This window comes from Agromyces sp. NSFZ (assembly GCF_056156205.1).
On sequence record NZ_CM149585.1, the window covers coordinates 4,029,885 to 4,047,149 of the forward strand.

Below are 17,265 nucleotides of genomic sequence, written 5' to 3' on the forward strand. Positions count from 1 at the left end.
GGCGGCGACCCGCCTAGCATCGGGCTGAGGCGCCGCGGGCAGCGGGTAGAATGTATGCGTATGTATGGATCGCGACATCCGTCGCCCTCCGTCTCACCACCTCCCGCCCATGAGACGCGGAGGCCCAGCGAAGGAGATGCAGCCACATGAAGGCCTGGCAGTTCACCAATACCCACGAACCCCTCGTGCTCAACGAGGTCGAGGAACCGAGCGCCCCGGCGGGAGGCGTCGTGGTCGACGTGAAGGCGGCCGGGCTCTGCCATTCGGACGTCGGGATGCTCGAGGACGAGGGGTGGCTCGTGACGCTCGCGAAGCGCCCGATCACCCTCGGACACGAGGTCGCGGGCGTCATCAGCGAGGTCGGCGACGGCGTGACCGGCTGGAAGGTCGGCGACCGCGTCGGCCTCTGCCCCACCACCTCCGCGGGCGCACCCGGCTACGCGTTCGACGGCGGGTTCGCGCCGAAGGTCGCCGTCGACCAGGAGGCGCTCGTGCGCATCCCCGACAACGTGTCGTACGTCTACGGTGCCGCCGGCACCGACGCGGGCATGACCTCGCACCACGCCGTGATCGTCAATGGCCAGGTCACGAAGGGCACGAAGCTCGGCATCATCGGCTTCGGCGGACTCGGCCAGATCGGCGCACGCGTCGCCGTGCTCGCCGGCGCCGACGTGTACGTCGCCGAGATCAACGAGGCGGTGTGGGAGAACGCCCGCGCCACCGGCGTGAAGGACGTCAAGAAGTCGATCACCGACTTCGCCGACGTCGGGCTCGACGTGATCGTCGACTTCGCCGGCTTCGGGGTCACCACGGCCGACGCCATCGAGACGGTGCGCAGCGGCGGCCGCGTGGTGCAGGTCGGCATGGGCAAGCTCGAGGCGACCATCTCCACGCGGACGATGATCCTCAACCAGGTCACCTACATCGGCTCGCAGGGCGGAACCAAGGAGGACGTCCAGGGCGTGTACGACTTCCTGGCCACCGGACAGCTCGACCCGACGATCACCGAGATCACGTTCGACGACATCCCCGGCGGCATCGACCGGCTCGCGAAGGGCCAGGTCGTCGGCCGCCTGGTCGCCAAGTACGGCGACTGAGTCGCGATCACCCGCATCGAGAAGTCGCGTTTGGCGGGTGCGACCCGCCACTCGGGACTTCTCGATTCGGGCACCCCGAGGTGGCGACGCCGGCGGGGTGGCCTGCACCTGGGTGAAGCCGCAGACCGATCTCGTCCTGACCGTCGTGCAACTGCCGGTCCCCGACGCCGAGTGGGCGGGGTGGGAGGCCGCGCTGGCCGAGTCCGGCTTCGTCGACTCCACCGGATCGGGTTCGCTCTACACCGGCCCGGTCGAAGGTGGGAGCGGGATCAGCCCCGTCGTGGTCGTCACGGGGGATCGGATCACGTTCCTGAACGTCCCGGCGTTCGCGGACCTGCTCGCGCCGCACACGATCTGACCGACGGGGCCCGGAGGTACGGGCACCGCCCTGCCCGGCGTATAATGGATTCATCAATCCATCAATCGCTTGAGGAGGCGTGGTGCTGTCCGACTCCAGCCGCCCGCTCTACGAGGTCAAGGCCAACCTGTTCAAGGGCCTCGCGCATCCGCTGCGGGTGCGAGTGCTCGAGGTGCTCTCGACGGGCCCCGAGACATCCGTCTCGCAACTGCTCGAGGTGACCGGCCTCGAGGCGTCCCACCTCTCCCAGCACCTCGCCGTGCTCCGCAACAACCGCCTGGTGACCGCCGATCGCCGCGGCAACCAGGTGTACTACCGGCTCGCATACCCGCAGGTCGCCGACCTGTTGCGCGTGGCCCGCACGCTCCTCGGCGACATCCTCGAGACCACCGAACGGCAGCTCGTCGAGCGGTCCGGCCTTCCCGAGCTCCCACCCGCGACACCGATCACGGCAACCGCGACGGATGCCGCAGCAGCACCCGGAGGCCGGGCATGACCTCCGCACGCGTCACCCAGACCCTCCGCTCGCTGCGTTCCCTGCTGCCGTCGATCGCCGACTACCGGGATGCCAAGCGCACCTGGAAGGGCGACCTCGTCGCCGGCATCACGGTCGGCATCGTGGCGCTCCCACTCGCCCTCGCGTTCGGCGTGAGCTCGGGTGCCGGCGCCGAGAGCGGACTGGTCACAGCCATCATCGCCGGGCTCATCGCCGCGGTCTTCGGCGGCTCGAACGTGCAGGTGTCGGGCCCGACCGGCGCCATGGTCGTCGTGCTCGCGCCGATCATCGCGACGAACGGCCTCGGCGCGCTCGCCGTCGTGGGCCTGCTCGCCGGCATCATCGTGGTGCTCGCCGGCGTCCTCCGCCTCGGCCGCGCCGTCACCTACATCCCCTGGCCGGTCATCGAGGGGTTCACCCTCGGCATCGCGATCATCATCTTCCTGCAGCAGGTGCCCGCGGCGCTCGGCACCGAGCCGGGACCGAGCACCAACGCGCTCATCGCCGCCGTCGAGTCGCTGCCCACCATGAGCTGGCCCGAGACCGGCTGGACGCTCGCCATCGTGCTCGTGGTCGCCGCGGTCATGGTGTTCGCGCCGAAGATCCACCGCCTGCTGCCCGGCTCGATCATCGCCATCGTGCTCGTGAGCGTGATCGCGGTCGTCGCGCAGCTTCCCGTGGCCACCATCGGCGAGCTGCCGCCGGGCCTGCCGATGCCGATCGTGCCCGAGCTCTCGCTCGAGAGCGTGACGCCGCTCCTCGGCCCCGCCCTCACCGTCGCAGCCCTCGCCGCGATCGAGTCGCTGCTCTCGGCGCGGGTCGCGGCCTCGATCTCCGACACCGGGCCCTACGACGCGGACCGCGAGCTGGTGGGCCAGGGGCTCGCCTCCGTGGCATCCGCCTTCTTCGGGGGCATGCCCGCCACGGGCGCGATCGCCCGTACGGCCGTGAACGTGCGCACCGGTGGACGCACCCGAGTCGCCTCGATCGTGCACGCCGTGCTGCTCGCGGGCATCGTGTTCGCGGGCGCGAGCATCGTGGCGGTCATCCCGCTTGCGGCGCTCGCGGGCGTGCTCATGGTGACGTCGACGCGCATGATCTCGGTCGCGACGGTGCGCACGGTGCTGGGCTCGACCCGCTCCGACGCCATCGTCTTCGTGCTCACGGCCATCATCACCGTGACGTTCGACCTCATCTACGCCGTGCTCATCGGCATCGCCGTCGCCGCGTTCTTCGCGCTCCGCGCCCTCGCGCGGTCGAGCGGCGTGCACCGCGAGGAGCTGCCAGGGCCGGCCGAGCCCGGCGACGAGCGCATCGCGCTGTTCCGGCTCGAGGGTGCGCTGTTCTTCGGCGCCGCCGAGCGCATGCTCGAGCGCGTCGGGGACATCCGCGACGTCGAGGTCGTGATCATCCGGATGTCGCAGCTGCAGATCCTCGACGCGACCGGGGCGCAGGTGATCAACGAGCTCATCCAGGCACTCGAGCGGCGCGGCGTGACCGTGCTCGTGAAGGGGATCCAGACCCGTCACCTGCCGCTGTTCACGCACGTCGGCGCGATCGCCTCACTGCGGCACCAGAACCACCTGTTCGACGACCTGCCGTCTGCGGTGGAGCACGCTCGAAGCCACATCCTGCGGGGGCCCGTGAAGCCCGTGCGCAGGTAGGGGCTTCAGGGAGCGCACTGACCCCGGCGTGACCGTCCTGCCCTAAGGTTCGGCCATGACTCCTCGCCGACTGAGCACCATCCCTACCGTGTTGTTCACCGTGCTGGCCCTCGCGGCCTGCACCGCCTCGCCCGAGGCGACGCCTTCGCCGAGCGCGCCCCCTGAGACCACCCCCGCGCCCGGCGCGACCACCGAGCCGGAGCCGAGCGCAGAGCCGGCCGCGACGTGCGGCACCGTGCTCACGGCCGAGACCTACGACATGTTCGAAGCCGACGGGATCCTGCCGATCGAGCCGCCGATCCTCATCGACCCGATCGCGAAGCAGATGGTCGACGCCGGCGGCCTCGCCTGCACGTGGGGCGCACCAGCGGCGGAAGGCCTCACGGTGGTGCGGTTGTCCGACGCGGACTGGGCGACCTGGGAATCCGCGCTGGCCGCCGCGGGCTTCGTCGAGACGAACGATCCCGTGCCGGGCGCGTACACGGGCCCGGTCGACCCCGGCATGGGCGAGACGCCGATCGTCATCGTCGACGGCGACACCCTGACCTTTGCCGACAACCCGACCGTCGCGACCTGGATCGCCCCGACCTCGTAGTCACCGCGGGGCGAGAAGGCTCGCCGGCGACACGGGCACAGCCGCGGCTCACCCGAGCGACATCCCCTCGGCCGCCGCCGAGGGCTTCGGATCCGGAAGTCGTCGCATCCGGAGCGCGTTCAGGATCCCGAGCAGTCCCGCCAGGATCGGGATGAACAGCGCCACCTGCAGCGCGATCGGCCGCGACTCGGTGTTGATCGCGACGATCTCGTCCTGCACCTCCTCGGGCTGATCGACGAGCACCTCCTCGAGGCCGGTGTTCGACATGAGCTGGGCGTCCTCCTCGAGCACCGCGGCCACCTGCTGCTGCTGCGGCTCCGAGAGCACGGTGCTCGACTCGGCCCGGGCCGTGAACGTGAACGCGAGCACCGCGAGCATGATCGCGCCGGCGAACGCGAGCCCGAAGGACAGGCCGAACGAGCCGGCCGCGGAGTTGACGCCGGCCGCCTCGCTCACGCGCTCGTCGGAGATCGGCGAGAGCGTGTAGTTGTTCAGCTGCGAGACGAGCAGGCCGAGCCCGCATCCGCTGATGATGAGGGGGACCGTGAGCCACCATCCCGAATCGGCACGGGGCACGATCGGCACGAGGATGACGAGTCCCGCGACGAGCAGCACGAATCCGGTCAGCACGATGTTGCTCGGCCGGTTCTTCAGCCGCTTGCCCGCCAGGAGCGCGACCACGAACATGCTGAGCGACAGCGGCGCGATCGAGATGCCCGCCCAGAGGGCGTTGTACTCCAGCACCATCTGCAGGTAGATCGGCAGCACGATCATGGTGCCGCCGAGCGCGACCTGCTGCAGGAGTTGCCCGCTCACCCCCGCTCGGAACACCTTGGACCGGAAGAGCGCGGGATCGATGAGCGTCGCCCGCTCCCGCCGCTTCCGCTCGCGCAGCCACCACACGAGTCCGGCCATGGCGACCACGCCGACGCCGATCAGGAGGCCGACGTACTGCCCGCCCTCCTGCCAGACCAGGATGCCGAGCACGATGCCGCCCATGCCGACGATCGAGAGCACCGCGCCGACCCAGTCGACCGCACGGGAGCCGGTGTAGGGCACGTCCTTCACCAGCCGGATGCCCGACAGCACGACCGCGATGATCACCGCCTCGAGCGCGAAGGCCACCCGCCACGAGAGGAAGGTCGTGATGAATCCGCCGAGCAGCGGTCCGACGGCGGCGGCGATCGCGGCCGACGCCCCGACGAGCGCGTACACGCGCTTCTGGTGGTCGCCGCTGAAGTTGCCGTGGATGAGCGACTGCATCGAGGGCAGCAGCAGCGAGGCGCCGATGCCGCCGATGATCGCCCAGAACACGATGATCGCGGTGAGCCCCTGCGCCAGCGTCATCGCCACGGCGCCCACGGCGTAGCCGAGGAGCCCGAGGATGTACGCCAGCTTCCGCCCGATGAGGTCACCGGCCTTGCCGCCGATGAGGATGAACGCCGCCGAGACCAACGCCTCGAGGGCGATCGCCCCCTGGACGCCGCTCACCGTCGTGTCGAGGTCGCGCACCACCGCGGAGATCGAGACGTTCATGATCGACGTGTCGACCACCAGCACGAACATCGCCATCGCGAGCAGCAGCGCGAGCCGCCCGTTGAAGGTCGTCGGCGGACCCGGCGTCGTCTCGGCCATGGCTCACCCAAGCACACATCGCGCGCACGACGGTGGGACCAACGTCCCGGAACGAGGCTCTGGACATGACGGCCCCACGCGCGTATGCTCGCCTCCGGACCGCGCCACGCGGCATCCGTCGCCCGAGACCGGAAGGAGAGAACGATGAACACCGTCCTTGTCGTGCGCATCGCAGACACCCTTCCCTGTGAGGCCTCCCGCTCGTAACGCGCCGGTGGCCTCCGTGACCTCGGAGAACCACCGTGAAATTCCTCTCGTCACTCGACGACCGTTTCACCGCGCCGTTCGGCGCATCGCCCGACCTCATGTTCCAGGCCGCCGAGCCCGGCGACGGCCAACGCTGGTCGACATGGCCGGCGACCATCCCCACCGAGCGCGGCCCCGAGCCGCGCCCCGACTGGCTCGTGACCAGCGCCGCCGCCATCGACACCGAACTCGGTGTCGTGAAGACCGGCAAGGAGGCGAGCCTCTTCCTCATCGAGCGGGCGATTCCGGATGCCCCGGGCGACGTGCCGGGCAATGCCGTGCTGCTCGCGGCCAAACGCTACCGCTCGGGTGAGCACTCCGACTTCCATCGCTCCGCGATCTACACCGAGGGGCGCGGCACGCGTCGCAGCCGTGACGTGCGCGCCGTCGCGAAGGGCACGACGTTCGGTCGCGCCGTCGCCCGAGTGCAGTGGGCCAGCGCCGAGTTCGACGCGCTGAGCCGGCTCACCGAGCTCGGGGCATCCGTGCCGTACCCGGTCCAGGTGCAGGAGACCGAGGTGCTCATGGAGTTCATCGGCGAGGGGCGCGTCGCGGCGCCTCGGCTCGCCCAGGTGCGTGCCGGCCGCGATGAGCTGCGCGACCTGTTCCAGCAGGTCGCCGAGCTCATGCACACGCTCGCACGGGCGGGGCTCGCGCACGGCGACCTGTCGCCGTACAACCTGCTCGTGCATCACGGGCGCGTTGTGGCGATCGATTTGCCCCAGGTCGTCGACCTCGTGTCGAACCCGCAGGGCTTCGACCTGCTGCACCGCGACTGCGTGAACGTGTGCGACTGGTTCACCAGGCAGCGGCTCGAGTGCGACGCGGAGGAACTGTTCGGCGAACTCGTCGGCGAGGTCGGGTTCTGACGGCTACAGTTCCCGGCCGAGCGGCACCACGCGCAGGGTCGTGCCGTGCGCGAGCGGGGTGAGCATCGCCTCGACGGATGCCGGTTCGCCCGCGTACTTCGATCGGAGCTCGTCGTCGACGCGGCCCTCGTCGGGGTGGGTGGCCGCGATCGGCTCGAACTCCACGGCGCGCACGCCGCCGGGCGTCTCGAATCCGGCGCCCGGGTTCGTCGTCGCACGTCGGAACCACTTCGAGCCGGGTCCGTAGGCGGAGCGGATGTATCCGACACCGTCGATCGCCACCGCCCAGATGGGGGTCGAGATGCGGCGCCCGTCGCGGGTGGTGGTGACCACGTGCACGGTGTCGGTGTCGCGCAGGAAGTCGATGAGTCGGTCGTCGGCGGCCATACTCGTGTCGAACGCGACCACCCCTCGGGGCATTCCGGCAGCGGGTCGTTGACGCTGCGGCATCCGTGCGCGTTACAGTGCACGAGGATCAGCGCAGATCCACGGGATGCCGGGCCGACCGCGGGCCGTCATCTCCCGTTCACCCGATCGAACGAGGCTTCCGTCATGACCCTTCCTCCCGACCAGCCGACCCCTCCCAGCCCGCCGGCACCTCCAGCTACCGCGAACAGCGGCGCCATCGGCATCATGGGACTGCAACTGCAGGAGGGGCGCAGCATCCCGCGCCGGCAGGTCGTGGCGTGGGCGCTGTGGGACTGGGCGACGCAGCCCTTCAACTCGGTCATCCTCACGTTCGTGTTCACGGCGCTCTACCTCACGAGCGACACGTTCCTGGACCCGTCGGTCGCGGCGCTCGACGAGGGCGATCCGGCCCGTGAGGCCGCTCTGGCCGACCTCGCCAGCGGCCTCGGCTGGGCGATCACCATCGCGGGCATCCTGATCGCGGTGCTCGCGCCCGTGCTGGGTCAGCGGGCCGACATCGCCGGGCGCCGCAAGCTGTGGCTGGGCGGCGCGACCCTCGCGCTCGTGGCGTGCATGTTCGGGCTGTTCTTCGTGCAGGGCGCGCCGTCGTACTTCGTACTCGGCATCGCGCTCATCGCGGCGGGAACGGTGTTCAGCGAGATCGCCGGCGTGAACTACAACGCGATGCTCGTGCAGGTCTCGACGCCGAAGACCGTCGGAAAGGTCTCGGGGCTGGGGTGGGGCCTCGGGTACATCGGCGGCATCGTCGCGCTCGTGCTCGTCGTCGTGGCGACCACCTTCGACTGGTGGGGCATGCCGACCGAGAACGGCCTCGCGTTCCGGGTGATCGCGGTCGGCTGCGCCGTGTGGACGCTCGTGTTCGCGTGGCCGCTGTTCGCGTACGTGCCCGAAGCGCCGCCCGCGCCACGCCGCGAACGCGTGTCGTTCTTCCGCGGGTACGTCGTGCTCGTGCAGGACGTCATCGCGCTCTGGAAGGGCTCGCGGCCGACGTTCTGGTTCCTCCTGGCGAGCGCGGTGTTCCGCGACGGGCTCGCGGGCGTGTTCGCGTTCGGCGCGATCATCGCGGCGGTGGCGTTCCGCTTCTCGACCGACGAGGTCCTGATCTTCGGCATCGCGGCGAACCTGCTCGCGGGCCTCTCCACGATCCTCGCCGGCCGCTTCGACGACCGGTTCGGAGCGCGCGCCGTCATCATCTTCTCGCTCTCGGGGCTCGTGCTCGCCGGACTCGCGGTCTTCTTCCTGCACGACGCGGGCAAGCTCGTGTTCTGGATCTTCGGCCTGGTGCTCACCCTCTTCGTGGGCCCGGCGCAGGCGGCGTCGCGCTCGTTCCTCGCCCGGGTCACCCCGGCCGGACGGGAGAGCGAGATCTTCGGCCTGTACGCGACCACCGGGCGGGCCGCGAGCTTCCTCTCGCCGCTCCTCTGGTCGGCGTTCATCGTCGCGTTCGGCGCGACGTACTGGGGCATTCTCGGCATCGTCATCGTGCTGGCGGCGGGACTCGTGCTCATGTTCTTCGTGAAGGCGCCGGCCGAGCACGCCTGACCGCTCGGCGCGGTGCCCGAAGCCGGCTCGGCGCTGCGCTGCGCCACTTGTGCGCCCGGTGCGCCACTTGAACTGGCGCGCCGGGCGCCGAAGCGGTGCGCGGGCGACTCAGTCGCGGCTCCATGCCGCAGCGAACCTGGTGAGCAGGTCGGCGAACTGCCGGCGTTCGGCCGGTGAGAAGTCGGCGAGCGCGCGCTCGATGGCGCCGCGCCGGTGATCGAGCAGTGACGAGAGCGCCGCACGGCCGGCATCGGTGATGACGAGGATGCTCCGCCTGGCGTCGCGGGGATCCACCTCACGCCGCACGTGGCCGGCCTCGACGGCCGCCTGGACAAGTCGACTCGCCCGCGGCTGATCGACCCCGATGGTGGCCGCCACGTCGGTCACCGAGCTCGGTCCGCGGTGATCCAGCACCATGAGGAGGCGAAGCGCGGCGTGACCTCCCCGGCCTCCGGGCGCGACCCGCTCGCCCTGGGCACCCTGCCCGTGCGGACCGCCGTGCCCGCCGTGCCCGCCGGAATCGCCGGAATCGCCGTGCAGACCTCCACCGAAGGAACCCCCTCCGCCGAACGGACCCCCTCCTCCGAACGGACCCCCGCCGCCATGGTGACGTGCGCCGGGACGGCCGCGAGGGCCCCATCCGAAGGGCCCGCCACGGCCGCGACCGCGAAGCGACCCCAACGCGGCTTCGACGGCCGCGACGGGGTCGGCCGCCGGCTCGCTCGACGGGTTCGAACCTGCGTGTTGCCCGGGACCGTCTTGACGGGGCGCGTTCATACATGTCATAGTACATGTGTATGTCATATGACATGCAATTCAACCCCAGAGACGCGCCACGCGCGCCGGGCGCCACCACGGCGCACCGAGGAAGAGAACACCATGAACACCGAACACACTCCCCACCCCCAGCAGGCCCGTCGACCCCTGGGCTTCTGGCTCAAGGTCGTCGACCGCCGCATCTCCGAGCAGATGGAGGCGCTCTTCGAGGCCGACGGCATCACCCGCCGCGACTGGCGGATGCTGAACATCCTCGCGGGCACCGCCGAAGACGAGCATCTCGCCGAGCGGCTTCACGCCAAGCCGCACGTGCTGCACCGCCTGGCGGAGCGCGGCTGGGTGGCCGGCTTCCCACCCGAGATCACCGACGCCGGCCGTGAGGCGCGCGACCGCCTCGAATCGCAGGTGACCGCGCTTCGCCAGCGGGTCGCCGGCGCCGTCTCACCCGACGACTTCGCCACCACGATGCGAACCCTCGAGGCCATCGCCCGCGAGCTCGGCTGGGATGAGACGCAACCGCCCACCCGCGGCCGTCGCGGCGGGCGCCGATTCGGCCACCACCACGGCATGCCCACACGGGGCTTCGGCCACGGGTTCGGCCACCACGACGGGTTCGGCCCGTGGCGGCGCCGCTCCGCCGAGCAGGACCTGCACGTCCACGTGCACCTGCACGACGGCCGCGTCGGCGACGCCTGACCCCATGACGACGCCGCGGGCGAGGGTCAGCCCTCGTCCGCGGACGGCTCGCGAACCGCCGTCGCGCTCCCCCGTGCGTTGTAGACGACGGCATCGGATGCCCCGAACGCGCGGAACACGGCGATCGCGTCGTCACGGCCCTCACCGACCGAGACCCGGATGCCCCGCCGCTCGAACTCGCCCGCCCAGTCCTCCGGCATCGGACCCTCGTCGAAGCCCGTCAGCTCCTCGACCGGTGCGCCTTCGCCCGCGATCGTGAGCGCCCGCACCCCCGACCACATGGTCGCGCCGTAGCACATCACGCACGGGCGCCAGTTGACGACGAGCTCCAGATCGGCGCCTTCGGCCCCGAGATCCCAGCGCCCGACGGCCTGCTGCGCGAGGCTCAGCGCCATCATCTCGGCGTGCATGCCGCTCAGGTTCGACGAGAGCACCACGTTGACGCCCACCGAGACCAGCGCTCCGGATGCCCGATCCACGACGATCGCCGCGAACGGGCCGCCGTTGCCCGCTCGCCAGTTGCGATCGGCGAGCTCGTTCGCGAGCGACATCCGCTGTGCCGTGGTGCCGAGCGGCCGGGCGGCGAGGTCGTCGAGCTCGTCGACCAGCCACGCGGGCAGGGCGGCGGAGAAGGCGGTGGCAAGCGACATGTCCATGGGCTCATTCTGCCGCCACCTCCGTCAGGCGCGCCGGGCAGATGGCGGTCGGGGCGCCCCCGAATGCCACCCGAATCCGATGACGAAGCCCCCGAACGGGGGGCGGGCCGGGTAGTGTGATGGCCGGGGAGAAGACAGCAAGGAGGGCCCAGGCCGATCCGTGACCACGACCCTCAAGACGAAGCAGCGGCGACGGCAACGTCGACGAGTGTTGGGCTACGTCCTCGTCACCGCCGGATGGGCGGCCTCCGTCGGCCTGTCCACGTTGATCGCCCCACCCCCCTTCCTGCACGCCTTCGCCCTGTTCGTGCACCTCGCGTCGCTCGTCGTCGGCCTCGGCGCCGTGCTCATGGTCGAGTGGTACGGCCTGCTCTGGTCGACCGAGTGGCGCTCGGTGCGCGATCTGCGGCAGGTGGACATCACGCTGAAGCCGCTGATCTGGGCGGGAGTCATCGGCCTCCTCGCCAGTGGCGCACTGCTCGAACCCGACCTCTCGGCACCCCTCACGCAGGTGAAGCTCATCGCGGTCCTCCTGGTCTCCCTGAACGGCGTGGCGCTCACCCAGTGGACGTTCTACCTGGCCCGATTCCCGAAGAAGATGCGCTTCGCCGCCCTGCCGCGTCGTGCCCGCATCCGATTCATCGCGAGCGCGATCATCTCGCAGCTGGCGTGGTGGACCGCGGTGATGATCGGCATGCTGAACGCGGCCACGTGACCGGGTCGACCACCGGATGCCTCCCGCCGCCGCCCTTGGCCGCCCACGGATCCCCGATATATGCTCGCCTTTGTCCCCCGAAACCGTTGAGGACGGAACGATGCACGACGCTTCCGTGACGCCCCCTCCGACCGCAGCGGCCCGACCCTGCTCGAGCCGCAGCCACGACTGCAGCCGCAGCCACGACTGCGGCGCTCGACCGAGCGCGGGAGTGGTCGAATGAGTGCGGGCGAGCCGGGTCTTCGCCGTGATCGGCGCCAACGACGCGAACGGCGACGCCGGCGACGCGTGGTGTGGGCGGCCGTCGCCGGCGCAGCGGTTCTCCTCGTCATCAGCGGACTGGCGGTCACCGCGGCACTCGTGGGCCAGCAAGACAGCGGAAGCGACGATGCGGCCGACGCGGGCGCAGCGACCATCGACCCCGCCGCCGAACCCATCGAGTTCCCCGAGGACGAGCCGGCCGCGACCGCCGGCGCCCAGCCGTGCACGACCGCGACGGTGCTCTCCTCGCTCGAGAACTTCGAGATGGTCTCCCGACTGGTCGAGGGCTACAACGCCCAGCCGCGCGACGTCGACGGACGCTGCGTGGCACTCGTGGCGGCCAGGGACAAGTCCGGTCTCGCCGCCGAGGATGCCGCCGCTGGGTTCCCCGAGATCCCGGCCGACCAGCGCCCCACCGTGTGGATCCCCGACGCGAGCTCGTGGCTGTCGACGGCTCGCACGCTGGGCGGGGGTGTGAACGTGCCGGCCGAGGGCACGAGCGTCGGGGCATCAGACATCGTGCTCGCGATGCCCTCGACCCTCGCGGCGGCCATCGGTTGGGACACCGAGCGCCCCACATGGGACGATGTCTTCGCCGCGGCCGAGGACGAGGACGCATGGAGCGACCTCGGCCACCCCGAATGGGGCGCCTTCAAGCTCGGCAAGACGAGTCCCCTCATCGCCTCGTCGGGCGAGGCGGCACTGCTCGCCTCGTACGGCTCGGCGGCGGGATCGATCGCCGAGCTCACGGTCGAGCAGCTGCGAGACCCCGAGGTCACCGAGGAGGTCAGGCAGCACGAGCTCGCGACGAGCCACTACATGGCCACCCCCGAGCACTTCCTCTGGCACGCCCGCCAGTCGGCGGACAAGGGCTCGGTGGCCGACTTCCTCTCGGCGGTGATCGTCGACGAGAAGTCGGTGTGGGATTACAACCGCGGCGTCACGAGCCGCGACGGAATCACACGGGTCGCGAGCGAGCCTCCAGTCGAGCAGTTGGTTCCGATCTACCCGAGCGACGGCTTCTTCGTGGCCGACAACCCCGCCGTCGTGCTCGCCGGGTCGTGGGTCGACGAGGCCGAGGCGGCGGCCGGCCAGGACTTCGTGCGGTTCGCCGGCACCCGGCAGGGCCAGCAGATCGTGCGCGAATCGGGATACCGCGACCTGAACCGCGAGTTCGACCCGCTCGTCGCGGAGGTGGGCCAGCTGGCCGGCGATCAGACGGGCGCGCTGCGATTCCCCGGCTCGAAGGTCATCAAGGCCACGCACGAGGCCTTCCCCGAGGTGCGCAAGCGCGCAGAGGTGCTCTTCCTCGTCGACGTGTCGGGTTCCATGGAGGAACCCATCGCCACCGGGGCGACGAAGCTCGCTGCCGCGAAGGACGCGATCACGCAGGCGCTCGGTCATTTCACGGCCGGCGACAACGTCGGGCTTGCGGCGTTCTCCGCCGTGGACGACGGCCCCATCACTCCCGGACTCGTGAGCCCGGTCTCCGACATCGGACCCGGTCGCCCCGGGTTCCTGAAGGCGCTCGGCACCCTCCGGCCGATCGAGTTCACACCGCTCTACGCGGCGGTCGACGAGTTCGCGCGTCAGCGCGCGGCCGAGTGGGATCCCGATCGGATCAACGCGATCGTGCTGCTGAGCGACGGGAAGAACGAGACCATGAGCCCAACGATCGACGCGGCGCAGATGCTCGCGAACCTCGGTGCCCTGCATCACGACACCCCGGTGCTCGTATTCACCCTGGCCTACGGCGCCGACGCGGATGTCGCGACGCTGCAGTCCATCTCGAGCGCGACGGGTGCGCACTTCTACGACGCCACCGACCCGACGAAGGTGCGCGACGTGCTCGGCGACCTCGTGACCAGCTTCTAGCCCGGGAACGGGCTCCACGACGACGGCGCGCCGGCCCCGGTCGGGAGCGACGCGCCGTCGTGATCGGGCGAGCCCGGGCTACGGCCCGACTCGGATGATCACCTCTTCGGTGGTGACGTTGCCCGCGGCATCCGTCGCGGTGACGGTGACGGTGTAGACGGCGCCCTGCCGGGCGAGCACCTGCACCTCGTGGTCGGACACGACGCGGGAGTCGGCCTTGTGACCCTGGTTGGCGACCGTGAGCTCGACGGTGACCTCGCGGCCCGAGTTGTCGCTCGTCTCGATGTCGAACTCCACCGTGTGCCACTGGGCGTCGGGCGGGAACACGAACTCGGGGTCGGCGGTCACTGCCAGCTCGGGCGCGGTGTTGTCGAGCTCGAGGCCGATGAGCACCGGGTCGTGGTCGCTCGACCGGTAGGCGTCGGACGCGTACAGCGCGTCCTGCGGATCCTTCTTGAAGGTCATGTCGTAGTCGATGAGGCTCGGCTCGTCGGCGTTGACCGCCCAGGTCGTGGCCTCGATCACGTCGTCGACGAGGCCGGTGCCCGCGAGTCCGTAGTCGAGGTAGCCGAGCTGGCCGTCGAACACGTACGAGTACGCCTCCTCGCCCTGGTCGCGCAGGAGCAGGTCGGTGTAACCGGCGCCCGTGAGCACCTGGATCGGGTCCTCCTTGTCGTAGGAGTTGAGGTCGCCGATGATCAGCTCGCGACCCGGCTCGGCCGCCGTCGGGCCGGTGGCCAGCCAGTCGACCATGGCCTCGGCCGCCTTGGTGCGCACGACGTTGCAGTTACCCTGCCCGTTGGGGTCCTCGGGCTCACCGGGGCACGCCGACCCCTTCGACTTCAGGTGGTTCACGACCACCGCCACGTCGCCGCCGGTCTGGTTGTCGGTGAAGGCCTGCGCCAGCGCCGGACGGTTGTGGTCGTCGATCCAGCGCGCGTCGACCGACTCTTCGAGCACGGCGTGGTCGCCCGTGGGCGTCACCTCGGCGGGCTTGTAGATGAGCGCCGTCGTGATGACATCGGTGCCCAGTACTCCCGTGGAGATGAAGTCGTAGGTATCCGCTCCCATCTCGACGTTCAGGGCATCCACGAGTGCACTCACCGCGGTGTCGCCGTTGTTCTCGATCTCGATGAGCCCGACGATGTCGGCGTCGAGTTCGGAGATGGCGCTCACGATCTTGTCCTGTTGGCGCACGAACTCGACCGGATCGTTCGCACCGCGCGAACCCAACGTCGTGAAGTAGTTGAGCACGTTGAAGCTCGCGACCGTGGTCGAGCCGCCCACCTCGGGCGCCTCGGTCCGCAGATTCACGGCCTCGTAGTCGGCACCCTGCGTGGGCTGCACCGACCAGGTGTCGAAGCGGTAGTCGAGCACGCCGGTGACGTTCGTCACGAGGTCGCCGCCGCGGAACGTGTTCTCGAGCGTGAACTCGTACCCGTTGGGGTGGATCGCCGGGTCGGGGTTCTCCTCGCTGCGACCGTCGTCGACGCCGATGCGGTTCAGCTCGTTCTGCTCGGCGAGCGCGATCGCCTCGGCCGAGCCTGCGTCGTACAGGGCGGTCGGCTGCATCTGGCGGTCGGTGCCGAGCGTGAACGTGCCGTAGCGGCCGAACTCGAAGAACTCGAGGATGGCGAGCGACTGCGGCAGGGTCACGCGCATGCCCTCGAGCCGCTCCCGATCCTCGGAAGTGGCGGGCAGGCTGAGCGCAGTCGGCGCCGGCAGCGCGGCGCCCGAGGCGCAGATGGCGTTCGCCGTCGCGGTGATCTCGGTCATGCCGAAGAACTCGCTGACCGTGCCCGCGATGTGCACCTCGTCGCCGGGGGCGACGTCGAGTCCGGTCGGCGCGTAGACGAAGATGCCGTCGGAGGTCGCGGCGTCGCCGTCGCCGGCGTCCTGCACGTAGTAGCCCTCGAAGCCGCCGACCTGGAAGTCGCCGATGACGACGCCCTCGATCTGGACCGATGCCCCTTGCGCCGGGGAGAGGTCGCCCGATCCCTGCACCGAACCGATGGTCACGACGGGCGCCGCGCAGTCGGCGAGGGGCAGCGGGACCACGACGACCGTGAGCGAGTTCGCCACGCCCGGCGTGTTCGCGGCCTCGCCGTCGACGAGCGTTCCGGTGTTGCCGGGGATGCCTGCGAGGTTGAAGTCGTTGCGCACCCAGTCGGCCGTCGTGTCGGTGTCGGTGCCGTCGGGGATGCGCGAAGCCCCGCCGGGCGCGAACGCCGCGCCGTCATAGGCGACGCCGAGCACGGTGCCGCCGTAGGCGAGGTCGCTCACGCTGGTGCCGTCGTTCACCGCCACAGAGTCGACGACGGTGAGACCGTCGATGTCGTCGATGACGCCGTCATCGTCGGCGTCGAGGTCCGTGTTGAGCGCTCCGGTGAAGCCGGTGACGAGGAGGAGCGACACGGTGCCGTTCTCGAGCGCGCCGACGGGAAGCCAGGCGAGTGCCCGGCCGTCGGCGTCGGGAGCGCCGAACGAGATGATCTCGTCGACGAAGCCCCGTGTCGTGGGCGTGCTCGACGAGAAGTCGCCCTCGATCTCGAGCACGCGATAGCCGGCGAGGTCGGTGCCCGGTTCGACGAGCACCTCGACGTACTCGACGTCGTCCCCCGCCGTGCTTGCGGAGAACTCGTTGACCACGGGCGCCTGCGGCCCGACCTCGCCGCAGAAGTGCGTACCGAGCCCGTCGAACGTGTCACTCGCGAAGCCGACCCACTCGGTGGCCGGGTCGAACGCGTCGTTGATCACGGTGTCACCGACGCACACCGAGGCGTCACGACGCAGCGTGGTGTTGAGGGTCGACGTGGGCACGCTGCCCCATTGCGTACCCGGATCGAATCCGACCTGCCCGAGCGAGTCCACGACGCTCCCGCCCCGTTCAAGGACGAGGGCATCGTCGCCGTTGAAAAGGGTGCTGCCGAGGATGACCTGATCGGCGACTGCGAGGATCGCGGGGTCGGTGGGAAGGGTGGCGGTGCCCGCCTGAGTGAAGACGAAGGCGTCACCGGCGGCCAATGTTCCATTGAGCACTTGGTTCAGGCTGGCGGAGGTGTTGCCGTTGGAGTACTGGCGCAGCGTGTACTGACTGAGATCGATCGCGGCATCCGTCGGGTTGTAGATCTCGAGCGCCTTGTTGTTCGACGATCCCTCGACGTACTCGCTGATGATGAGGTCGCTCGGCGCGACCTCCTCGGCGGCTGCGGGGCTCGCGGCGAGCCCGACCGCGAGCAGTGACCCTGCTGCGACGGCGACGGTGACGCGGTGGACGGTACGGATCATCGCAACTCCCCAGACAGCGGGGAACCCTGATGACCCCCGAATCGAAGGTCAGGATACGTGCAGGGT

The 17,265-nt window shown here is 70.3% G+C and carries 15 protein-coding genes; 10 read left to right on the forward strand and 5 right to left on the reverse strand.

Annotated elements, in window-relative coordinates:
- Positions 1–146: 146 nt before the first annotated feature.
- The 5 genes from ACVFI9_RS19180 to ACVFI9_RS19200 all read left to right on the forward strand — a co-directional run bounded on the left by ACVFI9_RS19180 (position 147) and on the right by ACVFI9_RS19200 (position 4,210).
- A complete protein-coding gene (locus ACVFI9_RS19180; protein ID WP_474763768.1) occupies positions 147–1,097 on the forward strand; it encodes a zinc-binding dehydrogenase in 951 nt (316 codons plus the stop codon).
- A 112-nt stretch (positions 1,098–1,209) separates the two neighbouring features.
- Entirely contained in the window at positions 1,210–1,455 is a 246-nt protein-coding gene (locus tag ACVFI9_RS19185; RefSeq protein WP_474763769.1) for a hypothetical protein, read from the forward strand.
- A gap of 79 nt (positions 1,456–1,534) precedes the next feature.
- Positions 1,535–1,951 carry an ArsR/SmtB family transcription factor gene (locus tag ACVFI9_RS19190; RefSeq protein ID WP_474763770.1) on the forward strand — a complete coding sequence of 139 codons (417 nt, stop codon included), beginning with the start codon at positions 1,535–1,537 and terminating at the stop codon, positions 1,949–1,951.
- Positions 1,948–3,615, forward strand: coding sequence for a SulP family inorganic anion transporter (locus ACVFI9_RS19195; RefSeq protein ID WP_474763771.1), 1,668 nt, complete (start codon positions 1,948–1,950; stop codon positions 3,613–3,615). Before ACVFI9_RS19190 ends, ACVFI9_RS19195 begins: the two co-directional genes overlap by 4 nt.
- Before the next feature lie 88 nt (positions 3,616–3,703).
- Complete coding sequence (locus ACVFI9_RS19200; RefSeq protein ID WP_474763772.1) at positions 3,704–4,210, forward strand: hypothetical protein; 507 nt, start codon at positions 3,704–3,706, stop codon at positions 4,208–4,210.
- A gap of 48 nt (positions 4,211–4,258) precedes the next feature.
- On the opposite strand, the gene ACVFI9_RS19205 is transcribed toward ACVFI9_RS19200, so the two are convergent.
- The gene (locus ACVFI9_RS19205) at positions 4,259–5,845 is read right to left on the reverse strand and encodes an MFS transporter (protein ID WP_474763773.1); all 1,587 of its coding nucleotides are present in this window, start codon (positions 5,843–5,845) and stop codon (positions 4,259–4,261) included.
- A 242-nt stretch (positions 5,846–6,087) separates the two neighbouring features.
- Here ACVFI9_RS19205 and ACVFI9_RS19210 point away from each other — a divergent pair, with 242 nt between their 5' ends.
- Complete coding sequence (locus ACVFI9_RS19210; RefSeq protein WP_474763774.1) at positions 6,088–6,960, forward strand: serine protein kinase RIO; 873 nt, start codon at positions 6,088–6,090, stop codon at positions 6,958–6,960.
- 3 nt (positions 6,961–6,963) lie between these two features.
- Here the strand turns inward: ACVFI9_RS19210 and ACVFI9_RS19215 are convergent, their stop codons facing one another.
- Positions 6,964–7,380 carry a DUF2255 family protein gene (locus ACVFI9_RS19215; RefSeq protein WP_474763775.1) on the reverse strand — a complete coding sequence of 139 codons (417 nt, stop codon included), beginning with the start codon at positions 7,378–7,380 and terminating at the stop codon, positions 6,964–6,966.
- A 213-nt stretch (positions 7,381–7,593) separates the two neighbouring features.
- On the opposite strand from ACVFI9_RS19215, the gene ACVFI9_RS19220 reads away from it, so the two are divergent.
- Positions 7,594–8,931, forward strand: a complete 1,338-nt coding sequence (locus ACVFI9_RS19220) for an MFS transporter (RefSeq protein WP_474763776.1) — start codon at positions 7,594–7,596, stop codon at positions 8,929–8,931.
- Between the two features lie 108 nt (positions 8,932–9,039).
- Here ACVFI9_RS19220 and ACVFI9_RS19225 read toward each other — a convergent pair whose 3' ends face one another.
- Positions 9,040–9,345, reverse strand: coding sequence for a MarR family winged helix-turn-helix transcriptional regulator (locus ACVFI9_RS19225; protein WP_474763777.1), 306 nt, complete (start codon positions 9,343–9,345; stop codon positions 9,040–9,042).
- A gap of 465 nt (positions 9,346–9,810) precedes the next feature.
- Here ACVFI9_RS19225 and ACVFI9_RS19230 point away from each other — a divergent pair, with 465 nt between their 5' ends.
- Positions 9,811–10,404, forward strand: a complete 594-nt coding sequence (locus ACVFI9_RS19230) for a MarR family winged helix-turn-helix transcriptional regulator (RefSeq protein WP_474763778.1) — start codon at positions 9,811–9,813, stop codon at positions 10,402–10,404.
- A 26-nt stretch (positions 10,405–10,430) separates the two neighbouring features.
- Here the strand turns inward: ACVFI9_RS19230 and ACVFI9_RS19235 are convergent, their stop codons facing one another.
- Complete coding sequence (locus tag ACVFI9_RS19235) at positions 10,431–11,060, reverse strand: nucleoside deaminase (RefSeq protein ID WP_474763779.1); 630 nt, start codon at positions 11,058–11,060, stop codon at positions 10,431–10,433.
- A gap of 208 nt (positions 11,061–11,268) precedes the next feature.
- Between ACVFI9_RS19235 and ACVFI9_RS19240 the strand changes: the two genes are divergently transcribed.
- The gene (locus ACVFI9_RS19240) at positions 11,269–11,775 is read left to right on the forward strand and encodes a hypothetical protein (RefSeq protein ID WP_474763780.1); all 507 of its coding nucleotides are present in this window, start codon (positions 11,269–11,271) and stop codon (positions 11,773–11,775) included.
- A gap of 219 nt (positions 11,776–11,994) precedes the next feature.
- Complete coding sequence (locus tag ACVFI9_RS19245) at positions 11,995–13,911, forward strand: vWA domain-containing protein (protein ID WP_474763781.1); 1,917 nt, start codon at positions 11,995–11,997, stop codon at positions 13,909–13,911.
- Between the two features lie 78 nt (positions 13,912–13,989).
- Here ACVFI9_RS19245 and ACVFI9_RS19250 read toward each other — a convergent pair whose 3' ends face one another.
- The gene (locus ACVFI9_RS19250; protein ID WP_474763782.1) at positions 13,990–17,199 is read right to left on the reverse strand and encodes an ExeM/NucH family extracellular endonuclease; all 3,210 of its coding nucleotides are present in this window, start codon (positions 17,197–17,199) and stop codon (positions 13,990–13,992) included.
- Positions 17,200–17,265 lie beyond the last annotated feature (66 nt).